Origin of the sequence: Amycolatopsis oliviviridis, assembly GCF_014654365.1 — a bacterium.
Taxonomy (GTDB): Bacteria; Actinomycetota; Actinomycetes; order Mycobacteriales; family Pseudonocardiaceae; genus Amycolatopsis; species Amycolatopsis oliviviridis.
In genome coordinates this window covers 151,885-178,318 of sequence record NZ_BNAY01000002.1, presented here as the reverse complement: position 1 = coordinate 178,318, position 26,434 = coordinate 151,885, and the positions used below count along the sequence as shown (strand labels likewise).

Genomic DNA, 26,434 nt, shown 5'->3' with positions numbered 1-26,434 from the left:
ACTGAATCGCCACCTTCGTGAATCGGCAAGTTCTGCAATTAGTCGACTAACGGGGTCCTGACGGAATGATCCTGGGTGTGCGGTCCGTGAGAACGGGTCTGCGACGACATTCGCGAAGGCTTCCCCATCCTTGGCTGCGCCATCATCTGCTGGCGCAGACTCAAAGCTTCTGCAATTAGTCGACTAAGTGCGACGGCCGCCGAACATCGCTAAGCCGGGCGGAACCGGACGTCGACCGACGCGAAAGGATCTCCCGCGCCGGCGCCGCGCAGCCGGATCGGCGGCCCGCCCGGGTTGTCGTACAGTCGAATGCCGTCGCCGAGCAGGACCGGCGCGATGTGCAGGTCGATCTCGTCGATCAACCCCAATGCGAGCAGCTGGCGGCCGATGTTCGGTGAGAACACTTCCAGGTTCTTCCCGTCCGCCGCTTCCAGTCCGATCCGGACCGCTTCGGCCGGGTCGCAGTTCAGGAAGGTGACCCCGTCGGTGGGCGTCGCGTCCTCGGGGTGGTGCGTGAGGACGAACAGCGGTCCCGTCCAGGCGCCGCCGTAAATGCCACTGGGGTCGGGGAAGGCGTCCCAGCCGTCGCGTCCACCGAGGACGGCGCCGGTCGTCGAGGTGTATTCGGCGATCAGGTCCGGCCGGAACGTCGTGCCCGTCATCCAGTCCATGCTGTGGCCAGGGCCCGCGACGAAGCCGTCCAGCGACATCGTGAAGTGCCAGAGCACTTTCCCGTCGGCCGTCTGTGGTTCGGCCATCCCGCCTCCTACTGCTTGCGTTTTGCAATCGGCCGCCTCACGGTAGGGCGAGTGATGGTAGATTGCAACCACTTCTCGAGGAGGTGAAGGGATGACGGAGGCCGCGCGTTCGGGCTGTCCGATCAACGCCGCGGTCGAGGCGTTCGGTGACAGCTGGAGCCTGCTCGTGCTGCGGGACGTCATGTTCGGCACGCGGCGCTATTTCCGCGAGCTGCTCGCCGGTTCCGAAGAAGGGATCGCCTCCAACATCCTGGCCGACAGGCTGAAGCGGCTGGTCAAGGCCGGTCTGCTGACCCGCGAGGACGCCGGCCCCGGCAAACGGGCCGCGTACAGCCTGACCGAGGCGTCGATCCAGCTGGTTCCCGTGTTCGCCCAGCTCGGTTCATGGGGCCTTCGGCATCGCCCGACCACGAAGCGGCTCCGGGTGCGAGCCGAGCTGCTCGCCGCGGGCGGGCCGGAACTGTGGGACGAGTTCATGGCCGAACTGAGGGTGGTCCATCTCGGTGCGCCGGCGCCGGATCAGGACAGGCCCGGCGTGCTGGAACGCCTCGCCGCCGCATACGACGCGGCCCGCTGACGCTCGCTCACGCCCCGGCATAGCATTCCCGGCCCCGCCGCGCATCTCGTTGATTGTTCTGCCCGAATCAAGGGTTCCGGTCAACCAATCCCCGGGATGTAGTAGCCCGCGACGAAGCGACGGGCTGGTGGGGAGAGGGAATGAGCTCAGCGGAGGGTGTTGTCCTGGTGATCGGCTGCGGGATGCGGCCGTACCGGGAGTACCTGTTGGCGTCGGCCGGGCACCGGCATCCCCTGTGGCTGTTCAACGGGGCCGAGCCGACCTGGCAGGAGCGCTACATCACCGGCGGCACGGTGCTGGACCTGCAGGACCGCGACGCCGTACTGGCCGCGGCCCGCGCGGTGAACGCGAAGACGCCGGTGCTCGGCGTGGTGTCGTGGGACGAGGCGCTGATCGTGACGGCTGCGCACGTCGCGGACGAACTCGGCCTGCCGGGGGCGGGGATCTCCGCGATCGAGGGCTGCCGCGACAAGTGGCTCAACCGCAGGACGCTCACCGCGGCCGGGGTCGCGCAGCCGGACTTCGGTTTCGTGCACGACGACGAGCAGGCCGTCCGCGTGGCCGACCGGATCGGCTACCCCGTCGTGGTCAAGCCGCGCGGGGGCGGGGCCAGCATCGGCGTCAGCTTCGCGGAAGACGCGGAGGCGGTGCGGAAGGCGTTCCGGACCGCGGAGGACGCCAGCTTCGGCGGCTCTCCCGCGTACCGGGGCGGCGCGCTGGTCGAGGAGTTCCTGACCGGACCCGAGATCAGTGTGGACGGTGCCGTCGTGGACGGCGAGTACACGCCGATGTTCGTGGCGCACAAGACGGTCGGCATGCACCCGTACTTCGAGGAGCTCGGCCATCTGGTCAGCTCCGCGGACGAACTGCTTGCCGACCCCGCGCTCCGTTCGACGCTGGCCCGCGCGCACAGCGCGATCGACTTCCGGTACGGCATCACCCACACCGAACTCAAGCTCACCGAGCGCGGACCGGTGATCGTGGAGATCAACGGCCGCCTCGGCGGGGACCTGATCCCGTTGCTCGCCCGGTTCGCGACCGGGATCGACCCGGGCGCGGCCGCGGTCGACGTCGCGCTCGGCATGCGTCCGCACATCCCGCACGAGGCCGAGCCCCGGTGGGTCGGGGTGCGCTTCGGCTACCCGAAACAGGACTGTGTCGTCGAGTCCGTGTCCGTCCCGGGTTCCATGCGGGACAACGGGGTCCTCACCGCCGACGTGCTCGTCGAGCCGGGGGCGCGGATGCGGCTGCCGCCGGCGGAGTTCATCTCGCGGCACGCGTACGTGATCTGCGCGGGCAGCGACCCCGACGACTGTGAAGTTGTGCTGGACAAGGCCATGGCCCAGGTCCGGCTGACCGCGCACCCCCTGCTGCCTTCGGTGGCCGCCGGTGGCTGACCGCGCACGGGCACCGCAGAACACCTTCCAAGCACTCACAACGATGGCGGAGCAAACAATGGCGAACCGTGATGTCGAGCTTCTCGCAGTCGGAGCAGGACCGTCCAACCTGGCACTCGCCGTGGCGCTGGAGGAGCTCGCGCCCGGCCTGGCCCGCGAATCGGTCCTGCTCGAACGCGACGAGGAGGTCTCCTGGCAGCGGGGCATGCTCCTGCCGGAGGCGCTGTCGCAGGTCTCGTTCCTCAAGGACCTGGTGACCCTGCGCAATCCGCGCAGCCGGTTCTCGTTCCTCAACTATCTGCACGCCACCGACCGGCTCAACGAGTTCGTGAACATGGGCAGCTTCGTCCCGTACCGGGTCGAGCTCGCCGACTATCTCAAGTGGACGGCCGATTCGCTGGCACTGGTGGATCTCCAGCGTGGCCGGGAATGCCTCGACGTCACTCCCGTGTGGACGGACGGCGTGCTGACCGGCTGGGACACCCGCGTCGCCGACGGCGAGACCATCCGCAGCCGGTACCTGGTGGTCGGCGCGGGCCGGGACGCGCGGATCCCCGACCGGCTCCGCACGGTGAACCAGGACCGCGTCATCCACAGCACGCAGTACCTGCCGAGGATCGCCAAGCTGCGCAAGGAACTACCGTACCGCGTCGCGGTGATCGGTGCCGGACAGAGCGCGGCGGAACTGTTCAGCACCGTGCAGCAGGACCTGCCCGAATGCAAGCCCACCATGGTGATGCGTTCGATCGGCCTGAACTACTACGAGAGCAGCAAGTTCAACAACGAGCTGTTCTTCCCGTCCCATGTGGACAAGTTCTTCGACGCGCGGCCGGAAGCCCGCGAGCAGATGCTCAAGGAGATGCACCACACGAACTACTCCGGGCTGGCGCCGGGCACGATGGACGCGCTCTACCGGTCGATCTACCTGGACCGCCTTTCCGGCCGTTCCCGGCTGAAGATGATCACGATGAGCGACATCACCGACGCCCGCGACGACGGCGATGAGATCGTGCTGGAGCTGACCGACCGGCGCACCGGCGAGACGCAGGAACTGCGCACCGATCTGGTCCTGCTCGGCACCGGGTTCTCCCCGGAGATGCCGAGGATGGTCCAGGAGATCGCGAAGTCGATCGGCCTCTCGGAGATCAAGGTGACCCGCGACTACCGGCTGGAGATCGACCAGCCCGCCACCGCCGCCGTCTACCTCCAGGGCGTCAACGAAGCGACGCACGGGATCGCGGACTCGCTGCTCAGCGTCCTCGCCCCACGTGCCAACGACATCCTGCAGGACATCCTCGCCCACCGCGGTGAAACCCCCGAGGTGCCACCGCAGCCGACGCAGGACACCAACACCGTCGTCGCCACCCGCTGATCCTCGAGAAGAAAGAGAACGTCATGGAGATCCGGCCGCTGGAGCGGGAAAAGATGGTCTTCGAGAACGGCGCCTACGGCCAGCGGCTCCTGCCGTGGGCGGCGCTGAACGCGCCGTTCGAGGGCGCCTGGGTCACCGTGCCGGCGCACGGCGCGACGGGCGCGCATTCCCACCACGAGTACGAGCTCTTCATCGCCGTCAACGGCGAGGCGGTCGTCGAATCCGGGGGAGAGCGCCGTCCCTTCCGCCCCGGCGACGTCGAGTTCCACAAGCCCGGCACCGAGCACCGCATCCTCAACGACGGCGCCGAGGACTTCGAGATGTACGCGATCTGGTGGGACACCGACATGACGGCGAAGTTCGCCGCCCGGCACGAGGAGCTGGCGTGACCATGGCCGACACGAGACCGGTGGTGATCATCGGCGGACCTCCGACGTCCAACGGGGACCTGCACATCGGGCATATCGCGGGCCCGTACCTCGGCGCCGACGTGCACCGGCGATACCTGCGCGCGGCGGGCCGCGAGGCCGTGTTCGCCTCCTGCACCGACGACAGCCAGACCTATCTCGTCACCAGCGCGGCGAGGGTCGGGCTCACACCGCCCGAGCTGGTGCAGCAGTCGACCGAGAACATCCAGCGCACGTTCAAGGCGATGGGTGTCGAGGTCGACGGCTTCTCACCGACCGACGAGGGCTACAAGGCACTCGTCCACGACTACGTGAAGCGCCTGTACGACAAGGGAAAGCTCCGCCTGCGCAAAGTGCGTCTGCCCTACAGCGAGAGCAAGGGCGAGTTCCTGGTCGAGGGGTTCGTCGGTGGCGGCTGCCCGACCTGTCTCGCGGACAGCCGCGGCGGTTTCTGCGAGGGCTGCGGGCATCCGATCGACTTCGACGCGCTCATCGAGCCGTACTCGGTGCTCGACCCCGCCGACGAGGTGACCTACCGCGAGACGGAGATCATGGTCTTCCCCGTCTCGGAGTACCGCGAACAACTCCTCGCGTACTACGAGGAGCGCGGACCCGCGTGGCGGCCGCACGTGCTCGGCCTGATGCGGGAACTGCTGGCCGGGCCGTTGCCGGACTTCGCGATCACGTACCCGGTCAAATGGGGGCTGCCGGCGCCGTTCCTGCAGACGCCGGGACAGCGGCTCAACGCCTGGGTCGAGGGGATGCCCGCCTCGATGTACTGCACCGAGTACGCCTTGCGGCGCAACGGGAAGCCGAAGGCGGGCGACGACGACGCGTGGCTCGTGGAGAACGACGCGCGGGTCGTGGTGTTCATGGGGTTCGACCCGCTGTTCACCTGGGGCGTCGTCCACGTCGCCGAGCTGATCGCCCTCGGGGACCGCTACGTCCTCCCGGACACCCTGCTCGTCAACGAGTTCTACGAACTGGAGAACGAGAAGTTCTCCACCAGCAAGGGACACGTGGTCTGGGCCCGCGAACTCGCGGCCGAGGTGCCCCGCGACATCGCGCGGTTCCACCTCAACCTGACCGCCCCCGAGTTCGCCCGGACCAACTTCTCCCGCGCCGCGCTGGAGAAGGTCGCGGGGGAGCGGCTCGTCGCACCGTGGAACGAACTCGCCGAGACGCTGGCCAAACTCACCGCCGAGGTCGGCGGGGAGAACGGCTCGCTCCCGGTCTCGGCCGAGGCCACGGAACGCGCGGCGGCGATGGTCTCCCGGTTCGCCCTGAACTACGAACTCGAGGACTTCAGTCTCAGCCGGGCGGCCGATCTGATCGTGCAGCACGTCGGGCGCCTGCGCGCGGCGACCGAACGCACGCTGAAGGGCAACCTCGACCAGGAGGTGCTCCGCGGCGCGCTGGGCGACCTCTTCCTCGAACTGCGGGCCCTGATCGGCTGCGCTTCGCCGATCCTGATCGACCTCACCGCGCGTGCCGCCGAAGCAGGCGGATTCGACCTCCGGATCCACGCGGACGCCTTCGACGTCACGCACACCACGGCGTTCGCCGTGCCACCACTGGAATTCCCCCCGACGAGCGAGGTCTGAGACCCCATGTCACTCGACAGCACTCTTTCCCCCGACGCGGTCCGGAGTTCCCGGCTCGCCGAACGCCTGCTGGTCCCGGCGGGCTTCGTCACCACGGCGGGCAACGCCTTCCAGATCACCGCCGCCGCGATCCTGGTCTTCCACGCCGAGCAGACCACCCTCGCCGTCGGCTGGCTGTTCATCGCGGTGTCGATCCCGCAGGTCGCGCTCGCGCTGCTGTTCGGCAAGCTGGTCGACAAGGTCGACCGGCGGATGCTGTGCGTCGCCGCGGACCTGGTCAGCGCGCTGACCGCGTTCGCCCTGCCGGTCTGGCTGTGGCTGGGCGGCCCGGCGAACCTGGGGTCCTACATCGCGAACTTCATGCTCGCCTGTACCGCGGCGTTGTTCATGCCCGCGAGCAACGGCCTGATCAAGGAACGCATCCGGGACGAGCGGCTCGGGAAGTTCAACTCGCACTTCGAGATGGCGAGCAACGCCGGCATGCTGCTGGCGTCCTCGCTCGCCGGGTTCCTGGTGATCTGGTTCGGCGCCACCCCGCTGTTCGTGTTCAACTCGCTGAGCTTCATCCTCTCGGCCGTCCTCGTCTACGCGATCGGCCGCAAACCCGCCAAGCCCCAGGTGGCCGAGGAGTCCGCGGCCGTCGACTCGTCAGAGCCGGTCGAGGCGCCTGTGCACCAGCCGATCAAGCGGCTCGCGCTGTTGTACGCCAACGGGAACATCGGCCTGATGGTCGCCAACGTCATCCTGACGACACTGATCCTGCAGACCTTCGACCAGGGCGCGTGGATGATCGGCGTGGTCGACGCGCTGGCCGGGGTCGGGTTCATCGTCGGCGCCGCCGCGTACGGCAAGGTCAGTAAGCGGTTCAAGGGCATCCACCTTGCCGTCCTCGGCACGCTCGGGAACCTGATCTGCCTAGCGATCCAGCCGCTGCACTACATCGCGCTGATGGTGGCCATCCCGTTCGCCGGGTTCTGCTTCGCCCAGGGGCGGATCGCCGCCCGCACCCTGCTGATGCGGGCGAGCCCGGAGGACCGGGTCGGCCGGATCTTCGGTGGCACTCAGGCGGTCGGCCTCGGTCTGGGTGTCGCAGCGACCGTCGGGCTGTCTTCCCTGGCGGACGCGACCACCGTGCCCTACGCGTTCTGGGGTCTCGCGATCCTGCAGGGCGCGATCGTGATCGGCACCTACTTCAGTCTGGCGAAACCGCTGTCGGCGCAGGAAAAGAAGCAGCCGGCCGAGGTTCTCGAGGCGACCGCCGCCTGAGCGCGGCCGAAATGCGGAGGAAGCGAAAGTCATGACGGACAAGCCGATCAAGGGTGGCGTCGCCACCTGGGCCTGCCTGCCCGGGTTCCCGCCCGCGGTGATCTTCCCCTTCACCCCGGGCGAACGCTTCGGCGTGCGGAGCCTCTACGAGTTCCAGATGCTGATGTACCGGCCGCTGTACTGGCTGGGCCGGGACGGCGCACCGGAGATCGACTGGGACCTCAGCGTCGGCGAAGAGCCGGTCTGGGACGAGACCGGCCGCACCTGCACGGTCCGGATCAAACCGTGGAAGTGGTCCAACGGCGAGACGGTCTGCGCGGACAACGTCATCTTCTGGATGAACATGCTGAAGGTGAAGGGGCCGAGGTTCGGCGCCTACTCCGAGGGCTACTTCCCGGACAACCTGGTGTCGTTCGGGAAGGTCGACGACGACAAGGTCAGCTTCACCTTCGACAAGGCGTACTCGAAGAACTGGGTGCTGCTGAACCAGCTCACCATGATCACGCCGATGCCGAAGGCGTGGGACCGCACCGCGGACGGACCGGCCGACGCGACGCACGACATCGAGCAGGCCGAAGCGGTCTACGAGTTCCTGATGGCGGAGAACGGCGACGTCGTCGAGGAGGACAACTCGCACCGCACCCGCTGGGCCGACAGTCCGGTGTGGAGTGTCGTCAACGGACCGTGGCGGCTCAAGAGCTACACCGAGGAAGGCGTCGTCACCTTCGTCCCGAACGAGCACTACAGCGGACCCAACCCGCCGCATCTCGACGAGTTGCGCCAGGTGTCGACGACGTCGGACGAGCAGCAGTACGAGCTGCTGCAGTCCGGTGACGTCCAGGTCGGCTTCCTGCCGCCGGGGATGGGCGTGCAGCCGGACGGTGACCCGACCAAGGGCGGGCCGAACCCGCTGGGCGAGGGTTTCCAGCTGGAACCCCAGATCCTGTTCAACATCAATTTCATGGCCGTCAACTTCAGCAACCCGACGGTGGCCGGGAACATGATCAGGCAGCCTTACGTCCGGCAGGCGCTGCAGAGCTGTTTCGACCAGGAGTACGGGGCCCGCGAGGTCTACCAGGGGTACGGCTGGAGCCAGACCGGATCGATCCCGGTCCTGCCCAAGAGCGACCTGGTGTCGCCGAAGATCGCCGAACGCGGCGGGTTCTGGCCCTTCGACCTGGAGAAGGCGCGGCAGCTGCTCGCCGACAACGGCTGGGACGTGAGCGCGTCGCCCGCGGTGTGTGTGCGTCCCGGCACCGGTCCCGGTGAGGCGGGCGAAGGCATCCCGGCCGGCACGGAGCTGAGTTTCTCCCTGCGCTACTGGGAAGGACGGCCCTCGCTGGCGCGGCTCATGGCGCAGTTCCGGGACGACGCGGCCAAGGCCGGGATCGAGATCCGGCTCGAAGAGGTGATGGGTTCGGTCCTGGTGGCGGAAGACGGGCCGGGCGAGAAGCGGATGTGGCAGCTGTCCTGCTGGGGCGGCGGCTGGGTCTACAACTACCCGACCGGCGAGAACCTCTTCCAGAGCGGTGCCGCCTGCAACTTCAGCAACTGGCGTGACGCCAAGGCGGACGAGCTGATCGCGAAGACGGTCACCACCGACTCCCTCGAAGCGCTGTACGAGTACCAGGAGTACATCGCCGATCAGGCGCCGGTGATCTTCATGCCGACGTTCCCGCGGCGGCTGTTCGAGGTCGCGGGCAACCTGCGCGGCTTCTCGCCGATCAACCCGTACGGGCTGATCAATCCCGAGAACTGGTACTACGTGGAGGAAGGATCATGACGCGGCCGGTGGTGCTGGTCGGGTTCGTGGCCGCCGCGCTGGGTTCGTCCATCAAGGACTTCCAGCCGGACGGTTCGGTCATCTTCGTCGAGGAGCCCGACGTCGTCCGCAAACGCGGCGCGCGGGAGACGGTGGCCGGTTCGGCGCTGGTGCGGGAACTGATCGAATGGGAGTTCCACCTTCCCGGCAAGGCTGACGAGTTCTACCACGTCCACCGCGATCTCGATCCGGCCGCGGTGGTGCCGCTGACCGAGTACGCGACGCCGTTCGCGGCCCGGCTCGCGGAGCGCTACGGCCTGCCGGGCGCGGGGTTCGGGGCGGCGCAGATCCTGCGGGACAAGGCGCTGCTGCGGCTGGTCAGCCGGGCGGCGGGGATCGCGAACCCGGCGTCGGCCCGCGTCGAAAGCCCGGAGCAGGTCCGCGAGTTCATGGCGCGGCATCCGGGGAAGATCGTGCTCAAGCCCGCGAACCGGCAGGCGTCGGTGGGGACGCGGGTGCTCACCGACCCGGCCGAGGCCGAGCAGGCGTGGGCGAACTGCGTCGTGCAGGACGAGGGCGTCTTCGTCCCGGACCGCGCGATGGAACTGAAGATGCTGGCCGAGAGCTTTGTCGAGGGTGACGAGTACAGCGTCGAGATGCTGCTGCGGGACGGCGAACCGCTGTTCGCCAACGTCACCGGCAAACAGCTGTTCCCCGGGCCGCGACCGGTGGAGCTCGCGCACATCGTTCCCGCCGACATCCCGGACGAGCTCACCGCGACGCTGAACGAGGAGACGCGGCGGCTCACCGACGCGGCCGGGTTCCGCACCGGGATCGTCCACTGTGAATGGATCGTCTCCGACGGCGTCCCGTATCTGGTCGAATGCGCCGGTCGGTTCGCCGGCGACGGCATCATCGAACTGATCCAGCGCGCCTATCCGGTGGAGCTCAACCGCGCCTACTTCTCGGTGATGAAGGACGAGCCGGTCGTGGACGTGCTGCCGCGCCGGGCCGAACGCGGGGCCGCGGTCCGGTTCGTGTCCATCGAGCCGGGGCTGATCGAAGACGTGCGCGGGGTGGAGAAGGCGTCGCAGGCCGAGGGCGTGTTCCTGTGCGACGTCAGCGTTTCGGCCGGTGACCGGTTCGGCGGGCTGCGCAGCTCGTGGGACCGCGTCGGCGATCTGATGGTGACCGCGGACAGCCCGGCGGAGGCCTCGCGCCTGGCCGAAGAGGCGGTCGCGCTGATCGAGATCGACGTGCGGCCGGACGGCGAAGAGAGGGAGAAAGCCGCACGATGAGTATCGAAGCCGTCCAGCCCGCACTCCCGGTCGCCGGTCTCGACGTGGTCGTGACCGGGCTCTCGTCCGACGCGCACACCTGGAACCTGGTGTACCTGGAGCTGTTGCTGGAGGAACTGGGCTGCCGGGTGACCAATCTCGGCGCCTGCGTCCCGGACGCGACGATCGTGCGCGAATGCGCGGTCCGGCGGCCGGACCTGGTGGTGATCAGCAGCCTCAACGGGCACGGCTGTCAGGACGGCGTCCGGTTGATGGACACCTTCCGCGCGCACGCGGAACTGGTCACGACGCCGGTCGTCATCGGCGGGAAGCTCGACGTCGTCGGCGGCAGCAACGCGGCGCGGCTGCTGGAGGCCGGCTTCGACGCGGTGTTCGAGGACTCGGGCGGGCTGACCCCGTTCCGGACTTTCCTCCGCACCTTGTCCGTGCGCACCTCCGGTGTCCCGCTGGGCGCCGGATGAGCGTGCTCGCCCCGCGGCGGGGACTTTCGTTCGGCGAGGTGGTGGCGCGCCACCACGCCAAGGGGGACCTGGTCGTCCAGCCCCGGATGGGGTTCGCCGATCCGGGGCGGATGACCAGGGGGCTGCTGGCGACCAGGGCGGCGCGGGCCGCGACGGTCGGGACCATCACGATCGACAGCTACACCAGGGTCGGCGACCACGAGGCGGCCCGCGCGGCGCTGGCGGCCGACGCCGATCTCAACGGGTACCCGCTCGTCGACCACGATCCCGTGACGACGACGGCGTTGCTCGACGGCGTGCTGACCAGGGATTTCCCGGTGCAGATCCGGCACGGTTCGGCGGACCCTCGCCGGATCGTGCGGACGCTGCTGGACTTCGGGCTGCACGCGACCGAGGGCGGGCCGGTGTCGTACTGCCTGCCGTACAGCCGGATGCCGCTCTCGGCGGCCGTCGACAACTGGCGGCGTTCGTGCGAAACGCTGGCCGAGGCGCGTGGCCCCGAACTGGAGCCGCATCTGGAGACGTTCGGCGGCTGCATGATGGGCCAGCTGTGCCCGCCCGCGCTGCTGGTCGCGCTGAGCGTGCTGGAGGGGATCTTCTTCTGGCGGCACGGGATCCGGTGCCTGTCCTTCAGCTACGCGCAGCAGACCCACGCCGGGCAGGACGAGGAGGCGATCGCCGCGCTGCACGCGCTGATCAGGGAGTACGTGCCGCACGCGCGGACGCATGTGGTGATCTACGGCTACATGGGCGTCTACCCGAGGACCCCGGGCGGCGCGCTGGCGCTGCTCGCGGAGTCCGCGCGGCTGGCCGCCCGCACCGGGGCGAGCAGGCTGATCGTCAAGACGACCGCCGAAGCGCACCGGCTGCCGACCGTGGCGGAGAACGTGACCGCGCTGGAGCACGCAGCCGAGGCCGCCGGGGCCGTCCCGCGGATCGGCCATCTCGGCGACACCGGGATCCACGCGCAGGCGAAAGCGTTGGTGGACAACGTTCTTTCGCTCGACAGCGATCTCGGGAGGGCTTTGGTCACCGCGTTCGCGCGGGGGCAGCTGGACGTCCCGTTCTGCCTGCATCCGGACAACGCCGGCCGCGCGCGTGGACGGCTGGACGCGAACGGGCGCCTGGAGTGGCAGCGGATCGGCGCGATGCCGCTGGGCGACCTCGTCGACCTGCCCGCGGACCGGCGGATGACGTCGGGCGATCTGCTGGACGCGCTCCGGTACGTCGAGCGGACGTTCGACGAGAAGTACGGGATGCCCGGAATCGAAACCGCGAAACTGATACAGGGGAGCAGAACATGACCGGAACACCGGAAGCGGCGCTGCCGCCGGGCACCCGCGAGCACCTGACGTCGCCGGTGACGCAGGCGGCGTTGCGCATCCAGAACAGCATCACCGCGGGCACCCGCGAATACCTCGGCATGAACGGGTTCGTGGAGCTCCAGCCGCCGCTGATCGGACCGGTCACCGACCCGGGCTGCCGCGGTGCCAAACAGGTCGACGTCGACTACTACGGGCACAAGTACAAGATGATGACCAGCGTCATCCTGTACAAGCAGGCGTCGCTGCTCGCGTTCGACAAGATCTTCTACGTCGCGCCGAACGTGCGGCTGGAGCCGCTGGAGACCTCGACCACCGGACGGCATCTGGTGGAGTTCACCCAGATCGACGTCGAGGTCGCGCGGACGAGCCGCGAGGACGTCCTCGACCTGGCGCAGGGCCTGCTCCGGCACGTGGTCACGTACACGCTGCGGGAGTCCAAAGTGGACTTGGCCACGCTCGGCCGGGACCAGGCGGCGTTCACGGCGCTGCTGGACGAGGACTTCGAGCGGATGACGCATCGCGAGGCGGTGTCGCGGCTGCAGGGCTTGCTGCACGGGCAGAGCGCCGACGCGGAGATCGACTGGCAGGGCGAGCGGATCATCTCCGGGCAGACGAACCGGCCGTTCTTCATCGTCGACTACCCCAAGGGGTCGCGCGGTTTCACCGACGGCGAGTCGAGCACCGAACCGGGAGTGCTGCGGAACTTCGACCTCATCGCCGCGGAAGGCTTCGGGGAGCTGTGCAGTGGCGGTGAGCGCACGCACGAGTACCGGCGGCTGATCGAACGGATGCGGGAGACAGGGGAGAACCCGGCGAAGTACGCCTGGTATCTGGATCTCGCGCGCGAGGGCCTGCCGCCGAGCGCGGGCTTCGGGATGGGCCTGGAACGGGTGACGCGCTACATCGCCGGGCTGGACGCGATCTGGCAGGCCAACGCGTACCCGAAGCTGCCCGGGATCGCGGCGCCGTGATCACCGCGCGGCAGCTCCCCGAAGACGCGATCCGGGCCCGGGCACGGGAGGGCAGCGCGGCGATCTTCCCCGACGTCGGGGGATATGGCCGGTCGCTGTTCGGCGCGGACGTCGACGCGGGTGGCGATGAACTCGACCGCGCGCGGATCGTGCCGCCGGTGTTCGTCCCGCGGCGGCTGGAGAAGATGTTCGACCTCGCGCGCGAACCGGTCTACGGCGATGTCGGTCTCTCGACGGTCCTGGGCGGCTTCACCGCGCCGTCGCCGGTGTTCCTCTGCGCGTTCGGATCCACGCAGGTGGCGGGCAGCGGTCTCGGGATCGCCGCGAGCGAGCAGGCTGGCAGGCTCGGAATGCCGATGGTGATCGGCGAGAACGTCGTGCCCATGCACGGCTACGGCCGGATGGGCGAAAGCGCGGAAGACGGCCTGCTCGGCCGGATCCGCGCGTACGCCGGCGCGGTGCCGGACGGGCTGGGCGGCGTCGTGGTGCAGCAGAGCACCGAAGACGCCGACGCCGAGGTGTGGAACCTCGTCTACAGCGACCCGTCCGCGACGAAACTGCTGGAAACCGGGCGGCTGGCGTTCGAGCTCAAGGTCGGTCAAGGCGCTAAACCGGGGCTCGGCGGGATGACCGTGCTCTCGCGCACGGCCGCCGGCGAGATCGCCGAACAGTACACAGTGGACGAAGCCTTCGGCACGGACACGGCCATGGTGCTGCGTTCCAGCAGCCCCGGCACGTTCACCGGGGAGATCCTGCGCCAGCAGATCCACCTGATGCGCAACAACTACCCGCGTGCCCGCGCCTGGGTGAAACTGCACCCGGGCCGCGACGTCGGCGACGCGGCCCGGGTCGCCTGGGCGGCGGGCGCGGACGCCGTCACCGTGGACGGCGCCGAAGGCGGCACCGGCTGGGCGCCGTCGGTGTTCCTCGACCAGGTGGGGTTGCCGCTGGTGGAATGCCTGCGCCGGGTCGGCAAACCCGACTCGTCGCTGCTGGTGTCCGGGCGGATCTGGGAAGGCGCACGCGCGCTGAAGTGCCTGGCCATGGGCGCCTCCGCGGTCGGCCTCGGCCGGGCGGCGCTGCTCGCCGTCGACGAGGACGCGACCGAAGGGCTCGTGCGGCTGGTGCGGTGCCTCGAACTCGAACTGCGGCTGCTCGCCAGCGCGCTCGGGAAGTACGACCTCGCGGAGCTCACCCCGGACGACCTCTGGTTCCCCGGCTCTCCCGGACGAATGGAGCAGGACGGATGATCAACTACGACGGCAAGCGGTTCCGCAAGGTCAGCACCGACCCGGACGCGCCGGTCACCCTGTACCGGCAGAAGGACGACCTGGTGTGGGCGGAGCTGACCGGCGGCGGTGTGCGGCTCGGGTCGCTGACCGGGAAGTGCGGCGAGGACGGCACGATCGACATGGCCTACACGATGGTGCTGGCCAGCGGTCAGGTGATCTCGGGGCACAGCACGAACACCCCGGAGCTCCTGCCGGACGGGCGGATCCGGCTGAACGAGGTGTGGGAGCGGTACGGGACCAACGGCTCCCGTGGTACGTCGGCGATCGAGGAGGTCGACGAGTAGGTCCAGTGGGTTTGCGCGTGAAGGCCCCCTTCCCTCGGCTCAGCCGAGGGAAGGGGGCCTTCACGCGCTTCCGCCTCGGCGCCGCACTCGCGTGATTGGAGACGGAACTCGCGTGCTTGAGCGCGGAACTCGTGTGATCAGTCGCCGCGCACCGCGAGCGGCCTCCAGTCACGTGAGTTCCGCCCTCAAGCACGCGAATCACGTTCCTGATCACGCGAGTCACGACTGCGAACCCCTGCTACCTCCACTGCGGCGACGTGCGTTTTGTCGTGAACGGGCCTTTTCGATCGCGCGAAAGGCAATTCACGGGACCGAAAAGGGCAGCCGACAGGGCTGAACGGCGCACTCCGAAAGGAGTAACTCAGCTCGGGTTCTTTTCGAGGTATTCCGTCCAGACCTTCTTCGGGACGCACATTCGCCAGGAGTCGACGATCAGCTCTCGTAACTCCTCGTAATCAATCGCGGACAGCCGGACGCGAACCCACTGATAGCGCATATCGGACGGAATCGGCATCATGAACTTCTCCGGCTCGCCCGCCACCAGCGCTTCCCGCTCCTCTTTGGGATAGCCGAATCCCATCACCGTTTCGTCGGGCGAGAGCGAAAGGAAGACGATTCGCCCCACGCGGAACTTCGCCCGGTCCCGGACCAGCGCCTCATAGGCGCGGGGCAGCTCCGAGGCGATCCGTCTGACGTCATCTCCGGTTACCATTTTTCCACCATTCTCCGCTGTCTGTTCCCCAGTCACCCTTGGCGCCCATGGTGAAGGCGACGTAAAGGTATTCGTCGAGGACCTTCGCCAGTGACACGGGTCTGCCCACAAGGGCGGGGATCTTCTCCCCGTCGTCCCCCGCCTCCGCGATCACCGCGGCGGCCCACTCGCGCCCGAGGCGCAGGTGCCTGCCGAACGCGGAGCCGTCGCGGGCGCCGTGGAGGGTGGCCGCGATGGCGGCATCCCACGGCATGATCGTGTTGGGCCGCAACGCATACAGCGCCTTGGCCGCGGCGGTCGGGCCCAGCGTACGCCTGGTCTGTCCCGCTGAGACGACGACACCCGAGAGATCCGCGTACGCCTCCGCGGCCGCGTCGATTCCCGCGTCCGTCAGCCGGACGAGGTCGACAGTGGGCAGTGTGGAGCCCCAGGTGTCCCACCAGGTCCGGACCCCGTCGTCGAACGGGGCGGGCTCGCCGTCCCGCGGATACCGGATGCGGCATCCCCACGAGTTCAGCCAGCGCAGAAGAATTGTGCGGTGTGCGGCCTGTGACAGGTCGATCGCGGAGAGCCCGTTTTTATCGGACGTAGCTCGCAACAGCCGGAGCCAGGAGGTGTCGGCATTCGCGAAGCCGTTGAACACTTCGGCGGCGCGCCGGAGTTCGGCGAGTGGGGGCAGGGGGCCAGACATGGGCGAACCCTATCCGGTGCCACCAAGGGGGTGAATTTCCCCGTCCAACTATTGGACTTTGTACATTGAGTCACCTATTTGTATCTGCTGCATGGTTCATTGGTCCTTTAGGGTTGTGGCCAGGAAGGCCGCAAGGATGAAGGTCACGCAGAGCGATCGCGTTGCCTCATCCAGGGGAGGAGTAAGGCATGGGCAGACCCGAGCGACCGTTGGACGGCTCCACTGGTCCGATCGCCGCATTCGCTCATGATCTGCGCGTTTTGAGGAACCGGGCGGGAAACCCGAGCTACCGGGAGCTCGCCAGGACGGCACTGTTCGCACCTTCCGTACTGTCCAGCGCGGCCAGCGGCCACCGGTTGCCCACTCTCGCCGTGACACTGGCGTTCGTCTCCGCGTGCGGGGGAGACCGGGCGGCGTGGGAACGGCGGTGGCGGAGTCTCGCCGGGCAGACAGGAGGCGGCACCGAGGTCCGGGAGGAGCGTGCACCCGCGCCGGCGCAGGCGGAGATACCGGCGGACGGCGCACACGCGCTGGCATCCGGCGTCATCCACCTCGCCCGTCCGGCCCAGCTGCCCATGGGATCGAGGACTTTCGTCGGCAGGGAAGGGGATCTGGCCGAAGCCGCCGAGATGATCGGGGCGTCCGGTCCGATCAAGGTGCCGCTGCTCGTCAGTGGTCCGATCGGGGTGGGCAAGACCGCCTTCGCGTTGCGGCTGGCCGAAGAGGTCGCGGCGGACTTCCCGGACGGGCAGCTCTACGCCGACCTGAGCAACAGCGGAACCGGGGGCCGGTCGGCCAACGGGATCGTGCGCGGCTTCCTGCGCGCGCTCGGGGTGCCGGCGCATCTCGTGCCCGACGACCCGATGCAGCGGATCGGGTTGTACCGATCCCTCCTGGCGGAACGCAGATTGTTCGTCCTCCTGGCGGGCGTCAGCGACGAGGGACAGGTGCGGCCGTTGCTGGGGCAGGCCCCGCACAGCCAGGTCGTGGTGACCAGCCGCGCCCGGCTGCTCGGGCTGGAGGACACGAACCGTGTCGAGCTGGATACTTTCTCCCGCAAGGAATCGCTGGCATTGATCGGCCGGATCGCCGGCCCTGGCCGGGTGCGTGCCGAACATGACGCCACCGACTCGATCGCCGAACTGTGCGGGGATCTTCCGCTGGCGGTCAACATCGTCGGCCGCAAGATCGCCGCGCGCCCGGAATGGGCGATCGCGTACACAGCTGGCCAGCTCGCCGATCGCGAACGGCTCATGGACAGCCTCAGCGTGGGCGACGTCAACGTCCGCGACCGGTTCACCGCGGCGTACGAACATCTGTCGCCCGCCGAACAGGAGGCCATCCACCACTTCGGGCAGAGCGGGGCGGGCTGGACGACGTCGATCGGCGTGGCCGCGGCGATGGGCATCATGATCGAGACCGCCGACGAGCTCCTCGAGTCCGTCGTGGACGCCGGACTTCTCCAGCGCGCCAACGTCGCCGGCCGGTACGCGGTCTCCCGGCTGGTCAGCGCCTTCGCCGCCGAGCGGCAACGGGACCCGAACCCGCTGGCCGCCGCCGTCCCGATGGTCGGCCGCCGCGCACGGAAGAACGCGTTCGAATCGCTGCGCCACGAGGCCGTGCGCACCCTGCCGGGTGGCTCGTCCGAAGGTTGATTGTTCTCCTCGCGCGGCGCTTCCGGTCAACGGGCCGCGCGGTTTGAATGAGTCGACGAATGAAGGCGAGCGAAATTCGGTGACACAATGCTGATTCTGTCGATGAAAGAGGGCCACGATGGCGGGATCGTGGCCATCGAGGACGGCAAGCTGCTGTTCGCGCTGGAGTCGGAAAAGGACAACTACCCGCGCTACGACCGGATCACCGGCGAGCTGATGGCGCGCGCGGCGGGCATGCTCGACAAGCAGCCCGACGTGGTCGCGCTCGGGGGCTGGGTCAAGGGTGAGTTCTCGGTGGAACCGCCGTCTCGCACCGGGTACTTCGGTGTCGGCGAAGGCGCGATCTCGGACGAAGCCGGCAAGTTCTTCGGCAAGGACGTGCGCTACTTCTCCTCCACCCACGAGCGCTCGCACATCTACACCTCCCTCGGGATGGCCCCGGCCGCTCCCGGTCAGGCGTACTACTCCCTGGTGTGGGAAGGCAACATCGGGGACTTCTACCGGATCGACGAGCGCGGCGAGGCCACTCACCTGCAGCATGTGCTGACCGACCCCGGCGCGAAGTACGCGTACCTTTTCGCGCTGGCGGACCCGGGTTTCCCGCTCGGCAAGGGGAAGTTCCGGTTCAACGACGCCGGCAAGCAGATGGCGCTGACCGGATTCGCCGAACCGGGCCCGCTCACCCCCGACGAGCAGAAGACCATCGACTTCATCCTCGACCGCGACGGCATCATCCTCGGTCTGTCCAAAGAGGAGATGTCCTGGTCCCATCTGTACAACGCGGGCGTCTGGTCGCAGGAGTACCGCAACGCCGCGGCGAAGCATTCGCAAGCGATCTTCAACCGGTTCTACGACTACGCGAAAGAGAACCTGACCGAAGGCCTGCCGCTGCTGATCTCCGGCGGCTGCGGCTTGAACTGCGATTGGAACCGGTTGTGGCGTGAGAGCGGCCTGTTCTCGTCGGTGTTCGTCCCGCCGTGCCCCAACGACAGTGGTTCCGCGCTGGGCACGGCCATCGACGCGCAGTGGTTCTACACCGGACAGGCGACCATCGAGTGGGACGTCTACGCGGGGGAGAACTTCGTCGAGGACGTCGTCCCGGACCCGGCCAAGTACGAGACGCGGCCGCTCGTGGCGAGCGAGGTCGCCCGGTACATCAAGGACGGCAACATCATCGGCTGGGCCCGCGGCCGGTACGAGATGGGCCCTCGGGCCCTGGGCAACCGGTCCATCCTCGCCGCGCCGTTCACCGTGGACACCACCGTGCGGCTCAACAAGATCAAGCGTCGCGAGGAGTACCGTCCGATCGCCCCGATCGCGCTGGAATCCGACGCGCCCAAGTGGTTCGTCGGTTCTGTGCAGGACCCGTACATGCTGTACTTCAACCACGTCACCTCCGACGAGCTGAAGGCGATCACGCATGTCGACGGGACGGCGCGCACCCAGACGGTGACGCGGGAACGCAACGCCGGCATCACCGACCTCCTCGAGGCGTTCCGTGAGCAGACCGGGTTCAGCGTGCTGTGCAACACCTCGCTGAACAACAACGGGCGCGGTTTCCTCAACCGCACCAGCGATCTCATCGAGTACGGGGAGACGTACGGCCTCGACGGCTACGTCATCAACGACACGTTCGTGACCCCCCGCGCTTCCTGATTCCTTGCCCAAACGGGGTAAGGCCCGGATGCCACGTCCCCAGCCGTGGCGTCCGGCACCCCGTGGTGCCCGAACGAAGTCTCGCCCGGAGGGGGAAGGCCATGCGAGTCGTGCTCGCGGGCTGCGGAGTCATCGCGTTGCTGACCGCCGTGGAATGCGTGTCGGCCGGGCACGAGGTGGTGCTCGCCGACCAGGCGGACATCCCGTTCACCGGCGCCACGTCGTTCGACCGGCATCGCGTGTTGCGTGCCTTGCACCCCGGTGACCTCGCCACCACGTCGGCCGCGGTCGGCGCGCATCACGCGTGGATCGAACTCGAACATCTTTTGTCCACGGCGTTCTACGAACAGTCCGGCGCGCTCACCGCGGTCGCGGCGGGCGAGGCGACGGCCGTGCGGGACCTGCTGAACGCGGCCGGCTCCAAGGCCGAAGTGTTCGGCGCGGACGAACTCGCCGCCGAATTCCCGCACGCCGGGTTTGTTCCCGGGACGGGCGCGGTCTTCGAATCGCACGCCGGGATCCTGCTGGCCGACCGGGTATTGGCGGCGTGCGCCGGTTGGCTGCGCTGGCGGGCGAACGCGGAGCTCCATCCGCACCGCAAGGTGATCGGGGTCGACGCCGACCGGGCCGAGGTCCGGCTCGCCGACGGCGGGATCCTGCGGGGCGACGCGGTCCTGCTGGCGGCGGGCCCGTGGTCACGGGAGCTGCTGGCCCCCGAACTGGCGAGGGAACTCGTGCTGCACCGGCAGACGCTGCTCTACTGCGACGTCCCGCCGGCCGACGCCGCCGCCTGGGCGGCGACACCGGCGATCACCTCGCTCGGCTCCACCGGCGGCGCGTGGCTGGTGCCGCCGGTCGCCGGGACGCCGTTGAAACTCAGCGCCGCGAGCGCCTGCCGGGTCGTCGACGAGATCGGTGGTCCCACGGCGCCCTCGTGGTGGCGTGAGCACCTGATCGACACCTTCACCGCGCTGATCCCGGGCTTCCGCCGGGACTGGCTGATCGACACCCGGGACTGCCACTACCTGGCCCGGCGCTCCACCCTCGGCCCGATGCTCGCCGTCCTCGGCGACCGGGTCCTGTCCTACGCGGCGTGCGGCGGCTCGTCGTTCAAGTTCGCCCCGCTGATCGCCCGGTCCCTGGCCGCGCGCCTGACCGGCGCGGCTCCGGCCCCGACCGGACTCGAACCGCTCGACCGGCCGCTCGTGCGCGCGTCCGGCGTCCATCCGATCCGTCCTGCCCTACGAGGTGTGTCGTGAAACTGCTCGCGCTGGAAGCCAGCCAGAACTCCTACTACTACCTGCCCCGGTACCAGCAGATCGAGGACTTCGGCGGGGTGCTGTACGTGCTCAACGGGGTCGGCACCGAGGATCTCTGGCCGTCCGAGCGCTACCGGATCGCCGGCAGCAACCACATCGACGACCTGATCGAGCACGCGAAGGCCTGGCACGCGGAGGAGTCCTTCGACGGCGTGCTCACCTTCTCCGAGTCCGGGGTCGTCCTGGTCGCCGCGGTGGCCGAGGCCCTCGGCCTGCCCGGCATCGGCGTGGACGCGGCCCGCACGAGCCGCAACAAGCTGATCATGCGGCAGGCGCACGAAAAGGGCGGTGCCGCGCATCCGGACTACCGGTTCGTCGAGGACCTCGACTCGGCCCTGCAGGCGGCCGAAGACTTCGGCTACCCGGTGATCCTGAAGCCGACGCTCGGGGCGGCCAGCAACTTCGTCTTCCGCGTCGATGACGAGGAGAAGATGCGGGAGCGCTACGCGCAGGCACGCGAAGGCATCGACCGGATGACCTGGTACAACATGGAGGCCGAAGGACTGGACCTCGGTCCGCACGGCCTGCTCGTCGAGTCCTTTCTGGACGGTCACGAACATCTCATCGAGGCGCTCGCGTGGGACGACGAGGTCTATCTGGGGTCCATTGTGGACAGGGTCACTTCGGAAGGCGAGACCTTCGACGACGACGTGCACCACGCGCCGACGTCACTGACCCCGGACCAGGTGGCCGAGGTGCACGCCGTGGTGACCGCCGGGGTGCGGGCACAGGGCATCACCCGCGGCGCGCTGCACGCCGAGATCCGCTTCCACCAGGGCAAACCGTTCCTGCTGGAGATCGCCGTCCGTCCCGGTGGCGGGGGACTCGACCACATGGCGCGGCTTTCGGCCGGATACGACCCGATCAGGGGGCTGATGGACGTCTCCCGCGGCGTGCGGCCGGACGTCCACCACTTCAGCCCGACCGGGCTGCACACGGCCGCGATGTGCCTGATCTGCCCCGGCGGCGTGATCGCCTCGATCGACGTCCCGCCCGCGGTGAACGAGTCGGAAGCCCTGTACTACCTCAAGATCTTCGCGAAGCCGGGCGACCTGATCAAGCGCCCGCCGCTCGGCAACAACATCTTCGGCGGCATCGGCGCGCTCGGCGCGTCGTTCGACGAAGCCATGCGCAACGCGAACGACCTGGCCGGGAAGATCGAGGTCAAGCTCAGCGAAACCCAGAAATAGCAAGGGATCCCGTTCCGCGAAACCGGACCCTTACCCAGGGCCCGGTGGAGGAAGACGCCCAAAACCGCGTGGAGGAAGCGTGTCACGGACAGCCACTCAACGGCATTACCTGATGGTCAGACCGACGTACTTCGACGTCGAGTACTCGATCAATCCCTGGATGGACCCGAAGAAGCCCACGTACACCGAGCTGGCCCTCGCCCAATGGGAGTGGCTGCACGATCTCTATGTCGACCTGGGGCATCGCGTCGATCTCCTCGAACCCGTGCCGGGCCTGCCCGACATGGTGTTCGCGGCCAACGGCGCCACCGTGGTCAACGGGCAGGTCCTCGTCGCGCGGTTCCATCACATGCAGCGTGCAGGCGAGTCCGACGCGTACCTGGAGTGGTTCCGGGCCAACGGGTATCGCTACGTGCGGCAGGCGCAATGGGTCAACGAGGGGGAGGGCGACTATCTCGTCGCCGGGAAGAAGATCCTCGCCGGGACCGGGTTCCGCACCAATCCCGAGGCGCACAACGAATCCCGAGAGTTCTTCGGTTGTCCCGTGATCGGGCTGACGCTGATCGACCCGCGGTACTACCACCTCGACACGGCGCTCGCCGTGCTGGACGACGACACGGTCATGTACTACCCGGAGGCGTTCTCCGAGGACAGCCGCCTGGTGCTCAAGGAGATGTACCCCGACGCGATCCTGGCCTCGGAGCGCGACGCCGCCGTCTTCGGGCTCAACGCCGTGTCGGACGGAAAGCACGTCGTGCTCCCGCAAGCGGCCACCGGGCTGACCGCGCAATTGCGGGAACACGGTTTCGAACCCATCGGTGCCGAGTTGTCCGAATTGCTGAAGGCGGGCGGCAGCGTCAAATGCTGCACGCTGGAATTGCGTGCCGGTTAAGGAGAACTCCATGGAGTCAGCTGCGCGGGAGCGGACCGGGCGTACCACGCTGCGCCGGGTCCTGGTCGGGACGATGCTGATCGCGGTGCCCGCGGTGGTGGTCGTCGTGGTGCTCGGGCTGGGCTCGGCCTACGAACCCGTCGCGGGCACGGCGGCCAAGGCGGCGAGCGCCGGACCCGACACCTACGCGCGCCTGCTGGTCGCGCTGCCGGTGATCCTCGGCGCCTGCTACCTGGCCGGCGTGCTGGCCAAGCGCCTCGGCCAGCCCCCGGTGATCGGCGAGATCGTCGCGGGCATCCTGCTGGGACCGTCACTGTTCGGGCTCGTCTGGCCCGGCGCGTTCGGCTGGCTGTTCCCCGGCGGGGTGGTCTCGGCGATCAACATCCTGGCGCAGCTGGGCCTGATCTTCTTCATGTACCTGGTCGGTTCCGAGATCGACCTCGACGCGGTGCGCAAACGCGGGTTCACCGCGGCGACGGTCAGCCAGGTCAGTATCGCGCTGCCGATGGTCTCCGGCATCGTGCTCGCGCTCGGCATGTACCCGGTCTTCGGCGGTGACGTCGGCTTCCTGCCGTTCGGGCTGTTCATCGCGGTCTCCATGAGCGTGACGGCGTTCCCGGTGCTGGCGCGGATCCTGACCGACCGGGGGATTTCGAAGACCCCGCTGGGCGCGCTCGCGCTCACCTGCGCCGCCGTCGACGACGTCGCCGCGTGGTGCCTGCTCGCCGTCGTGGTCGCCGTCAGTCAGGGCGGCGCGCCGTCGGAGGTCTTCCTGACCGTCGGGCTCACCCTGGTCTTCGTCGTGCTGATGCTCTACGTCGTGCGGCCGCTGCTGGTCAAGGTGCTCGCCCGGGTGCCGGAGCCCGCGGTCCTCGCGATCCTGCTCGGCGGGATCATGCTGTCGGCCCTGGCCACCAACGAGATCGGCATCCACGCGCTCTTCGGCGCCTTCCTGTTCGGCGTGATCGCGCCGAGGAAGGACCCGGTCGTCGCCCGCGCCGCCGGGAAGCTCGGCAGCGTGACACTGACCCTGCTGCTGCCGCTGTTCTTCGCCTACACCGGTTTGCACACCGAATTCAGCCTGCTCGGCTCCGGATCGCTGTGGCTGTGGACCCTCGCGGTCACCGCGGTGGCGGTGTTCGGGAAATGGGCGGGCAGCACCACCGCGGCCCGGCTGACCGGTGTCGGCTGGCGCGAGTCGCTGTCGCTCGGGGCGCTGATGAACTGCCGGGGGCTGACGGAACTGGTGGTGCTCAACGTCGGCCTCCAGCTGAAGGTGATCAGCCCGACGGTGTTCGCGATGCTCGTGATCATGACGCTGGTTTCGACGATCGCCACCGCCCCCGCGCTCACCCTCATCGCCAAGTTCGGGAAGAAGTCCGAAAAGGACTCGGAGAAGACCGCCGGTCCAGCGGCGGCGGAAAGTAGATAGGACACCATGACCAGCAAGCAGGAAACCCTAGTCAGCACCTTCGCCGAAGTCGTGCTTCCCGACGAGGTCCGGGACAGCATCGGGAACGACCTGCGGTCCTTCGCGAACCCGGTCGGAGACATCGACCGGTCGCTGGCGATGCTCCGGGTCACGTTCTCGAAGCTGCCCATCGACCAGTTGCAGACGATCCTGGACTTCGGCAGGCACGTCGACACCCCCGGTGTCGCGCTCGTGCGCAACCTGCCGGTGGACCCGGAGCTGCCGGAGACGCCGATCGACGGGGAACCCAGCAAGGACAAGAATACCTTCGTCGCCGAGACCGTCCTTTTGGGACTGAGCCAGCTGCTGGGCGAACCCGTCGGGTTCACCACCGAGAAGAGCGGGCGGCTCGTGCACGACGTCGTCCCGGTTTCGGCGGGCGCGACGAGCCAGACCAACCAGAGTTCGCACGTGTTCCTGAACTTCCACAACGACATCGTGCACGACGAGGTCGGTCGTTACGATGTGTCCAATCCGGACTTCCTCGTGCTGAACTGTGTCCGCCAGGACGGGAACAAGGAAGCCGTCACCTATTACGCCGACGGCCGCGACATCTCCGCCGCCCTGGACCCGGAGGTGCTCGACGTCCTGCGTCGTCCGCTGTTCCGGCTCAACGCGCCCGGCAGCTATGTGCGCGACGTGGCCAAGGGGGCCGACGTGCTGTCCGACCTCGTACCGGTGATCTCGGGGCCGGCGGACTCGCCGGAGGTGGCGGTCTCGGCCAACGGCGTGGTGGGGGAGACCGTCGAGGCGGAGCAGGCGCTGGAGCACCTGCAGCGGATCTGCCGCGAGGTCGCGCACCAGGTCAAGCTGGAGCCGGGGACGGCGCTGCTGATCAACAACCGGAAGGGCCTGCACGCGCGGTCGCAGTTCTTCGCGCGGCACAACGGGCGTGACCGCTGGCTGCAGCGTACGTACATCCGGCGCAGCCTGTGGACGATCCGGTACCGGGGCACGGCCGAGGACCGGCGGGTGCACTGAGCCGTCGGTACCGGCTCTTGCTCACCTGCTGTCCGTGAAGGCCTCCTTGCCTACCCGGAAGGTAGTGAAGGAGGCCTTCACGGACTCTGGGTCCCTCAAGGGGCCCTTCACGGACCGCCTTGCCGCCTCAGGAACCCTCATTCGCCCCAGTAACCCCACACGTCACGACGGGTGCGCGTGAAGGCCCCCTTCACGCGGCTCAGCCGAGGAAACTCGACCTTCACGGCGACTCAAGTACATGAAGGGGTCCTTCACGGAGCCAGGCGCAAGCAAGGGGGGCCTTCATGTACAGGCAAGCGGGCAAGCGCCGGTATCGAGTGGGTCGGATGGGTCGTGAGTGGCAAGTGCCGCTCTAACGGACTCGCATTGCTTACCCACTGAGATGGCTGGCTTTCGGATGTGGAGGATTTGGGAGGTGCAACGTCCTGAATCCTCCACACTCGGTCTCGTGCGGGTGGCGGGGGAAGATTCCGGCCGTTGAGCGTCCGGAATCTTCCCCTGTCACGTCGTCTGCCACCGGTCGTGACCGGCACGATCTTGATCAACGGAGGATTGGGGGCGTTGAGTGTCCCGGATCTTCCGTTGATCAAGGTCCGAGCTTGGCAGCCACGGAACCGCCACCCTCACGCAGCTCAGGCGTAGGTAGGCAAATACCGGTCCGCTCTAACGACACTTACCACTCACGACCCTTGGTTTTCGCAGGTCGCGGAGGGGGTATTCGAGGGGTATGAGACCCCATTCGGAGGTGCCTCCGTACGTGCTCGCCGCCCAGGCGGGAGGCGCCGCGCGCCACTTGTGCCGTCGGATGCGCAACGGCGAGCCTGCCTCGCCCGCCGACCTCAGCCGGACCATCGGCGCGTTGCAGCAGCTCGCCGGTGACCTAGCCCACGTCCTGCCCAGCCTGCAAGATCAGCTGGAAGAACACCTGCTGGCGGGGCGGATCGGCGCGGGGGACACGGCGGGAGAGGCCTGGGACAAGGTCGCCGACGTCGGTCACGCGCTCGCCCAAGCCCACGCGAGCAGCGTGGTGATGGCCTCGGAACTGCGCGCTTCACAGCGGGTGCTCGGAGAACTCGCCTCTTCGTGACCCGCC

Annotated in this window: 24 protein-coding genes; 21 read left to right on the top strand and 3 right to left on the bottom strand. The window is 68.4% G+C overall.

Translation table 11 applies throughout. The features are described from left to right. Window positions 1-209: 209 nt before the first annotated feature. Window positions 210-758: a dihydrofolate reductase family protein gene (locus tag IE302_RS08275; RefSeq protein ID WP_191253480.1), complete on the bottom strand. Its 549-nt coding sequence runs from the start codon at window positions 756-758 to the stop codon at window positions 210-212. A gap of 91 nt (window positions 759-849) precedes the next feature. On the opposite strand from IE302_RS08275, the gene IE302_RS08270 reads away from it, so the two are divergent. The 13 genes from IE302_RS08270 to IE302_RS08210 all read left to right on the top strand — a co-directional run bounded on the left by IE302_RS08270 (window position 850) and on the right by IE302_RS08210 (window position 14,774). Continuing rightward, the gene (locus IE302_RS08270; RefSeq protein WP_191253478.1) at window positions 850-1,335 is read left to right on the top strand and encodes a winged helix-turn-helix transcriptional regulator; all 486 of its coding nucleotides are present in this window, start codon (window positions 850-852) and stop codon (window positions 1,333-1,335) included. Between the two features lie 140 nt (window positions 1,336-1,475). Further along, the gene (locus tag IE302_RS08265; RefSeq protein ID WP_191253476.1) at window positions 1,476-2,732 is read left to right on the top strand and encodes an ATP-grasp domain-containing protein; all 1,257 of its coding nucleotides are present in this window, start codon (window positions 1,476-1,478) and stop codon (window positions 2,730-2,732) included. 58 nt (window positions 2,733-2,790) lie between these two features. Beyond that, window positions 2,791-4,104 carry a lysine N(6)-hydroxylase/L-ornithine N(5)-oxygenase family protein gene (locus IE302_RS08260; RefSeq protein ID WP_191253474.1) on the top strand — a complete coding sequence of 438 codons (1,314 nt, stop codon included), beginning with the start codon at window positions 2,791-2,793 and terminating at the stop codon, window positions 4,102-4,104. Between the two features lie 23 nt (window positions 4,105-4,127). Next, a complete protein-coding gene (locus tag IE302_RS08255) occupies window positions 4,128-4,493 on the top strand; it encodes a cupin domain-containing protein (protein ID WP_191253472.1) in 366 nt (121 codons plus the stop codon). Window positions 4,494-4,495: 2 nt separating this feature from the next. Next, window positions 4,496-6,115, top strand: coding sequence for a class I tRNA ligase family protein (locus IE302_RS08250; protein ID WP_191253449.1), 1,620 nt, complete (start codon window positions 4,496-4,498; stop codon window positions 6,113-6,115). Window positions 6,116-6,121: 6 nt separating this feature from the next. After that, window positions 6,122-7,381: an MFS transporter gene (locus IE302_RS08245; protein ID WP_191253447.1), complete on the top strand. Its 1,260-nt coding sequence runs from the start codon at window positions 6,122-6,124 to the stop codon at window positions 7,379-7,381. A gap of 31 nt (window positions 7,382-7,412) precedes the next feature. Beyond that, entirely contained in the window at window positions 7,413-9,164 is a 1,752-nt protein-coding gene (locus IE302_RS08240) for an ABC transporter substrate-binding protein (RefSeq protein WP_191253445.1), read from the top strand. Continuing rightward, entirely contained in the window at window positions 9,161-10,441 is a 1,281-nt protein-coding gene (locus IE302_RS08235) for an ATP-grasp domain-containing protein (RefSeq protein ID WP_191253443.1), read from the top strand. Before IE302_RS08240 ends, IE302_RS08235 begins: the two co-directional genes overlap by 4 nt. Beyond that, the gene (locus IE302_RS08230) at window positions 10,438-10,902 is read left to right on the top strand and encodes a cobalamin B12-binding domain-containing protein (RefSeq protein WP_191253441.1); all 465 of its coding nucleotides are present in this window, start codon (window positions 10,438-10,440) and stop codon (window positions 10,900-10,902) included. The genes IE302_RS08235 and IE302_RS08230 overlap by 4 nt, the downstream gene beginning before the upstream one ends. Continuing rightward, entirely contained in the window at window positions 10,899-12,206 is a 1,308-nt protein-coding gene (locus IE302_RS08225) for a methylaspartate mutase (RefSeq protein WP_191253439.1), read from the top strand. Before IE302_RS08230 ends, IE302_RS08225 begins: the two co-directional genes overlap by 4 nt. Further along, entirely contained in the window at window positions 12,203-13,198 is a 996-nt protein-coding gene (locus IE302_RS08220; protein ID WP_191253437.1) for an asparagine synthetase A, read from the top strand. The genes IE302_RS08225 and IE302_RS08220 overlap by 4 nt, the downstream gene beginning before the upstream one ends. After that, window positions 13,195-14,448, top strand: a complete 1,254-nt coding sequence (locus tag IE302_RS08215; RefSeq protein WP_191253435.1) for a glutamate synthase-related protein — start codon at window positions 13,195-13,197, stop codon at window positions 14,446-14,448. The genes IE302_RS08220 and IE302_RS08215 overlap by 4 nt, the downstream gene beginning before the upstream one ends. Beyond that, entirely contained in the window at window positions 14,445-14,774 is a 330-nt protein-coding gene (locus IE302_RS08210; RefSeq protein WP_191253433.1) for an avidin-fold protein, read from the top strand. The genes IE302_RS08215 and IE302_RS08210 overlap by 4 nt, the downstream gene beginning before the upstream one ends. A 361-nt stretch (window positions 14,775-15,135) precedes the next feature. Here IE302_RS08210 and IE302_RS08205 read toward each other — a convergent pair whose 3' ends face one another. Continuing rightward, the gene (locus IE302_RS08205) at window positions 15,136-15,486 is read right to left on the bottom strand and encodes an MmcQ/YjbR family DNA-binding protein (RefSeq protein WP_191253431.1); all 351 of its coding nucleotides are present in this window, start codon (window positions 15,484-15,486) and stop codon (window positions 15,136-15,138) included. Continuing rightward, on the bottom strand, window positions 15,470-16,177 hold the full coding sequence (locus tag IE302_RS08200; protein WP_191253430.1) for a hypothetical protein: 708 nt from the start codon (window positions 16,175-16,177) through the stop codon (window positions 15,470-15,472). Before IE302_RS08200 ends, IE302_RS08205 begins: the two co-directional genes overlap by 17 nt. 188 nt (window positions 16,178-16,365) lie before the next feature. Here IE302_RS08200 and IE302_RS08195 point away from each other — a divergent pair, with 188 nt between their 5' ends. The 8 genes from IE302_RS08195 to IE302_RS08160 all read left to right on the top strand — a co-directional run bounded on the left by IE302_RS08195 (window position 16,366) and on the right by IE302_RS08160 (window position 26,428). After that, the gene (locus tag IE302_RS08195) at window positions 16,366-17,832 is read left to right on the top strand and encodes a tetratricopeptide repeat-containing protein (RefSeq protein WP_191253428.1); all 1,467 of its coding nucleotides are present in this window, start codon (window positions 16,366-16,368) and stop codon (window positions 17,830-17,832) included. 87 nt (window positions 17,833-17,919) lie between these two features. After that, window positions 17,920-19,488: a carbamoyltransferase C-terminal domain-containing protein gene (locus IE302_RS08190; RefSeq protein ID WP_191253426.1), complete on the top strand. Its 1,569-nt coding sequence runs from the start codon at window positions 17,920-17,922 to the stop codon at window positions 19,486-19,488. A 101-nt stretch (window positions 19,489-19,589) separates the two neighbouring features. Continuing rightward, a complete protein-coding gene (locus IE302_RS08185; RefSeq protein ID WP_191253424.1) occupies window positions 19,590-20,747 on the top strand; it encodes an NAD(P)/FAD-dependent oxidoreductase in 1,158 nt (385 codons plus the stop codon). Next, window positions 20,744-21,997 carry an ATP-grasp domain-containing protein gene (locus tag IE302_RS08180; protein WP_191253422.1) on the top strand — a complete coding sequence of 418 codons (1,254 nt, stop codon included), beginning with the start codon at window positions 20,744-20,746 and terminating at the stop codon, window positions 21,995-21,997. Before IE302_RS08185 ends, IE302_RS08180 begins: the two co-directional genes overlap by 4 nt. 79 nt (window positions 21,998-22,076) lie before the next feature. Beyond that, window positions 22,077-22,889 carry a dimethylargininase gene (gene ddaH, locus IE302_RS08175; protein ID WP_191253420.1) on the top strand — a complete coding sequence of 271 codons (813 nt, stop codon included), beginning with the start codon at window positions 22,077-22,079 and terminating at the stop codon, window positions 22,887-22,889. A gap of 10 nt (window positions 22,890-22,899) precedes the next feature. Continuing rightward, window positions 22,900-24,321 carry a cation:proton antiporter domain-containing protein gene (locus tag IE302_RS08170; protein WP_191253418.1) on the top strand — a complete coding sequence of 474 codons (1,422 nt, stop codon included), beginning with the start codon at window positions 22,900-22,902 and terminating at the stop codon, window positions 24,319-24,321. Window positions 24,322-24,327: 6 nt separating this feature from the next. Further along, a complete protein-coding gene (locus IE302_RS08165) occupies window positions 24,328-25,341 on the top strand; it encodes a TauD/TfdA family dioxygenase (RefSeq protein WP_191253416.1) in 1,014 nt (337 codons plus the stop codon). Window positions 25,342-26,068: 727 nt separating this feature from the next. Further along, the gene (locus tag IE302_RS08160) at window positions 26,069-26,428 is read left to right on the top strand and encodes a hypothetical protein (protein WP_191253410.1); all 360 of its coding nucleotides are present in this window, start codon (window positions 26,069-26,071) and stop codon (window positions 26,426-26,428) included. The last annotated feature ends 6 nt before the right edge of the window (window positions 26,429-26,434 follow it).

Coding starts and splice junctions, on each gene's coding strand:
- IE302_RS08240 (WP_191253445.1), top strand. CDS start 7,413: ATGACGGACAAGCCGATCAAGGGTGGCGTCGCCACCTGGGCCTGCCTG.
- IE302_RS08270 (WP_191253478.1), top strand. CDS start 850: ATGACGGAGGCCGCGCGTTCGGGCTGTCCGATCAACGCCGCGGTCGAG.
- IE302_RS08205 (WP_191253431.1), bottom strand. CDS start 15,486: ATGGTAACCGGAGATGACGTCAGACGGATCGCCTCGGAGCTGCCCCGC.
- IE302_RS08245 (WP_191253447.1), top strand. CDS start 6,122: ATGTCACTCGACAGCACTCTTTCCCCCGACGCGGTCCGGAGTTCCCGG.
- IE302_RS08260 (WP_191253474.1), top strand. CDS start 2,791: ATGGCGAACCGTGATGTCGAGCTTCTCGCAGTCGGAGCAGGACCGTCC.
- IE302_RS08255 (WP_191253472.1), top strand. CDS start 4,128: ATGGAGATCCGGCCGCTGGAGCGGGAAAAGATGGTCTTCGAGAACGGC.
- IE302_RS08275 (WP_191253480.1), bottom strand. CDS start 758: ATGGCCGAACCACAGACGGCCGACGGGAAAGTGCTCTGGCACTTCACG.
- IE302_RS08210 (WP_191253433.1), top strand. CDS start 14,445: ATGATCAACTACGACGGCAAGCGGTTCCGCAAGGTCAGCACCGACCCG.
- IE302_RS08170 (WP_191253418.1), top strand. CDS start 22,900: ATGGAGTCAGCTGCGCGGGAGCGGACCGGGCGTACCACGCTGCGCCGG.
- IE302_RS08165 (WP_191253416.1), top strand. CDS start 24,328: ATGACCAGCAAGCAGGAAACCCTAGTCAGCACCTTCGCCGAAGTCGTG.
- IE302_RS08160 (WP_191253410.1), top strand. CDS start 26,069: ATGAGACCCCATTCGGAGGTGCCTCCGTACGTGCTCGCCGCCCAGGCG.
- IE302_RS08185 (WP_191253424.1), top strand. CDS start 19,590: ATGCGAGTCGTGCTCGCGGGCTGCGGAGTCATCGCGTTGCTGACCGCC.
- IE302_RS08235 (WP_191253443.1), top strand. CDS start 9,161: ATGACGCGGCCGGTGGTGCTGGTCGGGTTCGTGGCCGCCGCGCTGGGT.
- IE302_RS08230 (WP_191253441.1), top strand. CDS start 10,438: ATGAGTATCGAAGCCGTCCAGCCCGCACTCCCGGTCGCCGGTCTCGAC.
- IE302_RS08250 (WP_191253449.1), top strand. CDS start 4,496: ATGGCCGACACGAGACCGGTGGTGATCATCGGCGGACCTCCGACGTCC.
- IE302_RS08225 (WP_191253439.1), top strand. CDS start 10,899: ATGAGCGTGCTCGCCCCGCGGCGGGGACTTTCGTTCGGCGAGGTGGTG.
- IE302_RS08190 (WP_191253426.1), top strand. CDS start 17,920: ATGCTGATTCTGTCGATGAAAGAGGGCCACGATGGCGGGATCGTGGCC.
- IE302_RS08220 (WP_191253437.1), top strand. CDS start 12,203: ATGACCGGAACACCGGAAGCGGCGCTGCCGCCGGGCACCCGCGAGCAC.
- IE302_RS08265 (WP_191253476.1), top strand. CDS start 1,476: ATGAGCTCAGCGGAGGGTGTTGTCCTGGTGATCGGCTGCGGGATGCGG.
- IE302_RS08200 (WP_191253430.1), bottom strand. CDS start 16,177: ATGTCTGGCCCCCTGCCCCCACTCGCCGAACTCCGGCGCGCCGCCGAA.
- IE302_RS08195 (WP_191253428.1), top strand. CDS start 16,366: ATGGGCAGACCCGAGCGACCGTTGGACGGCTCCACTGGTCCGATCGCC.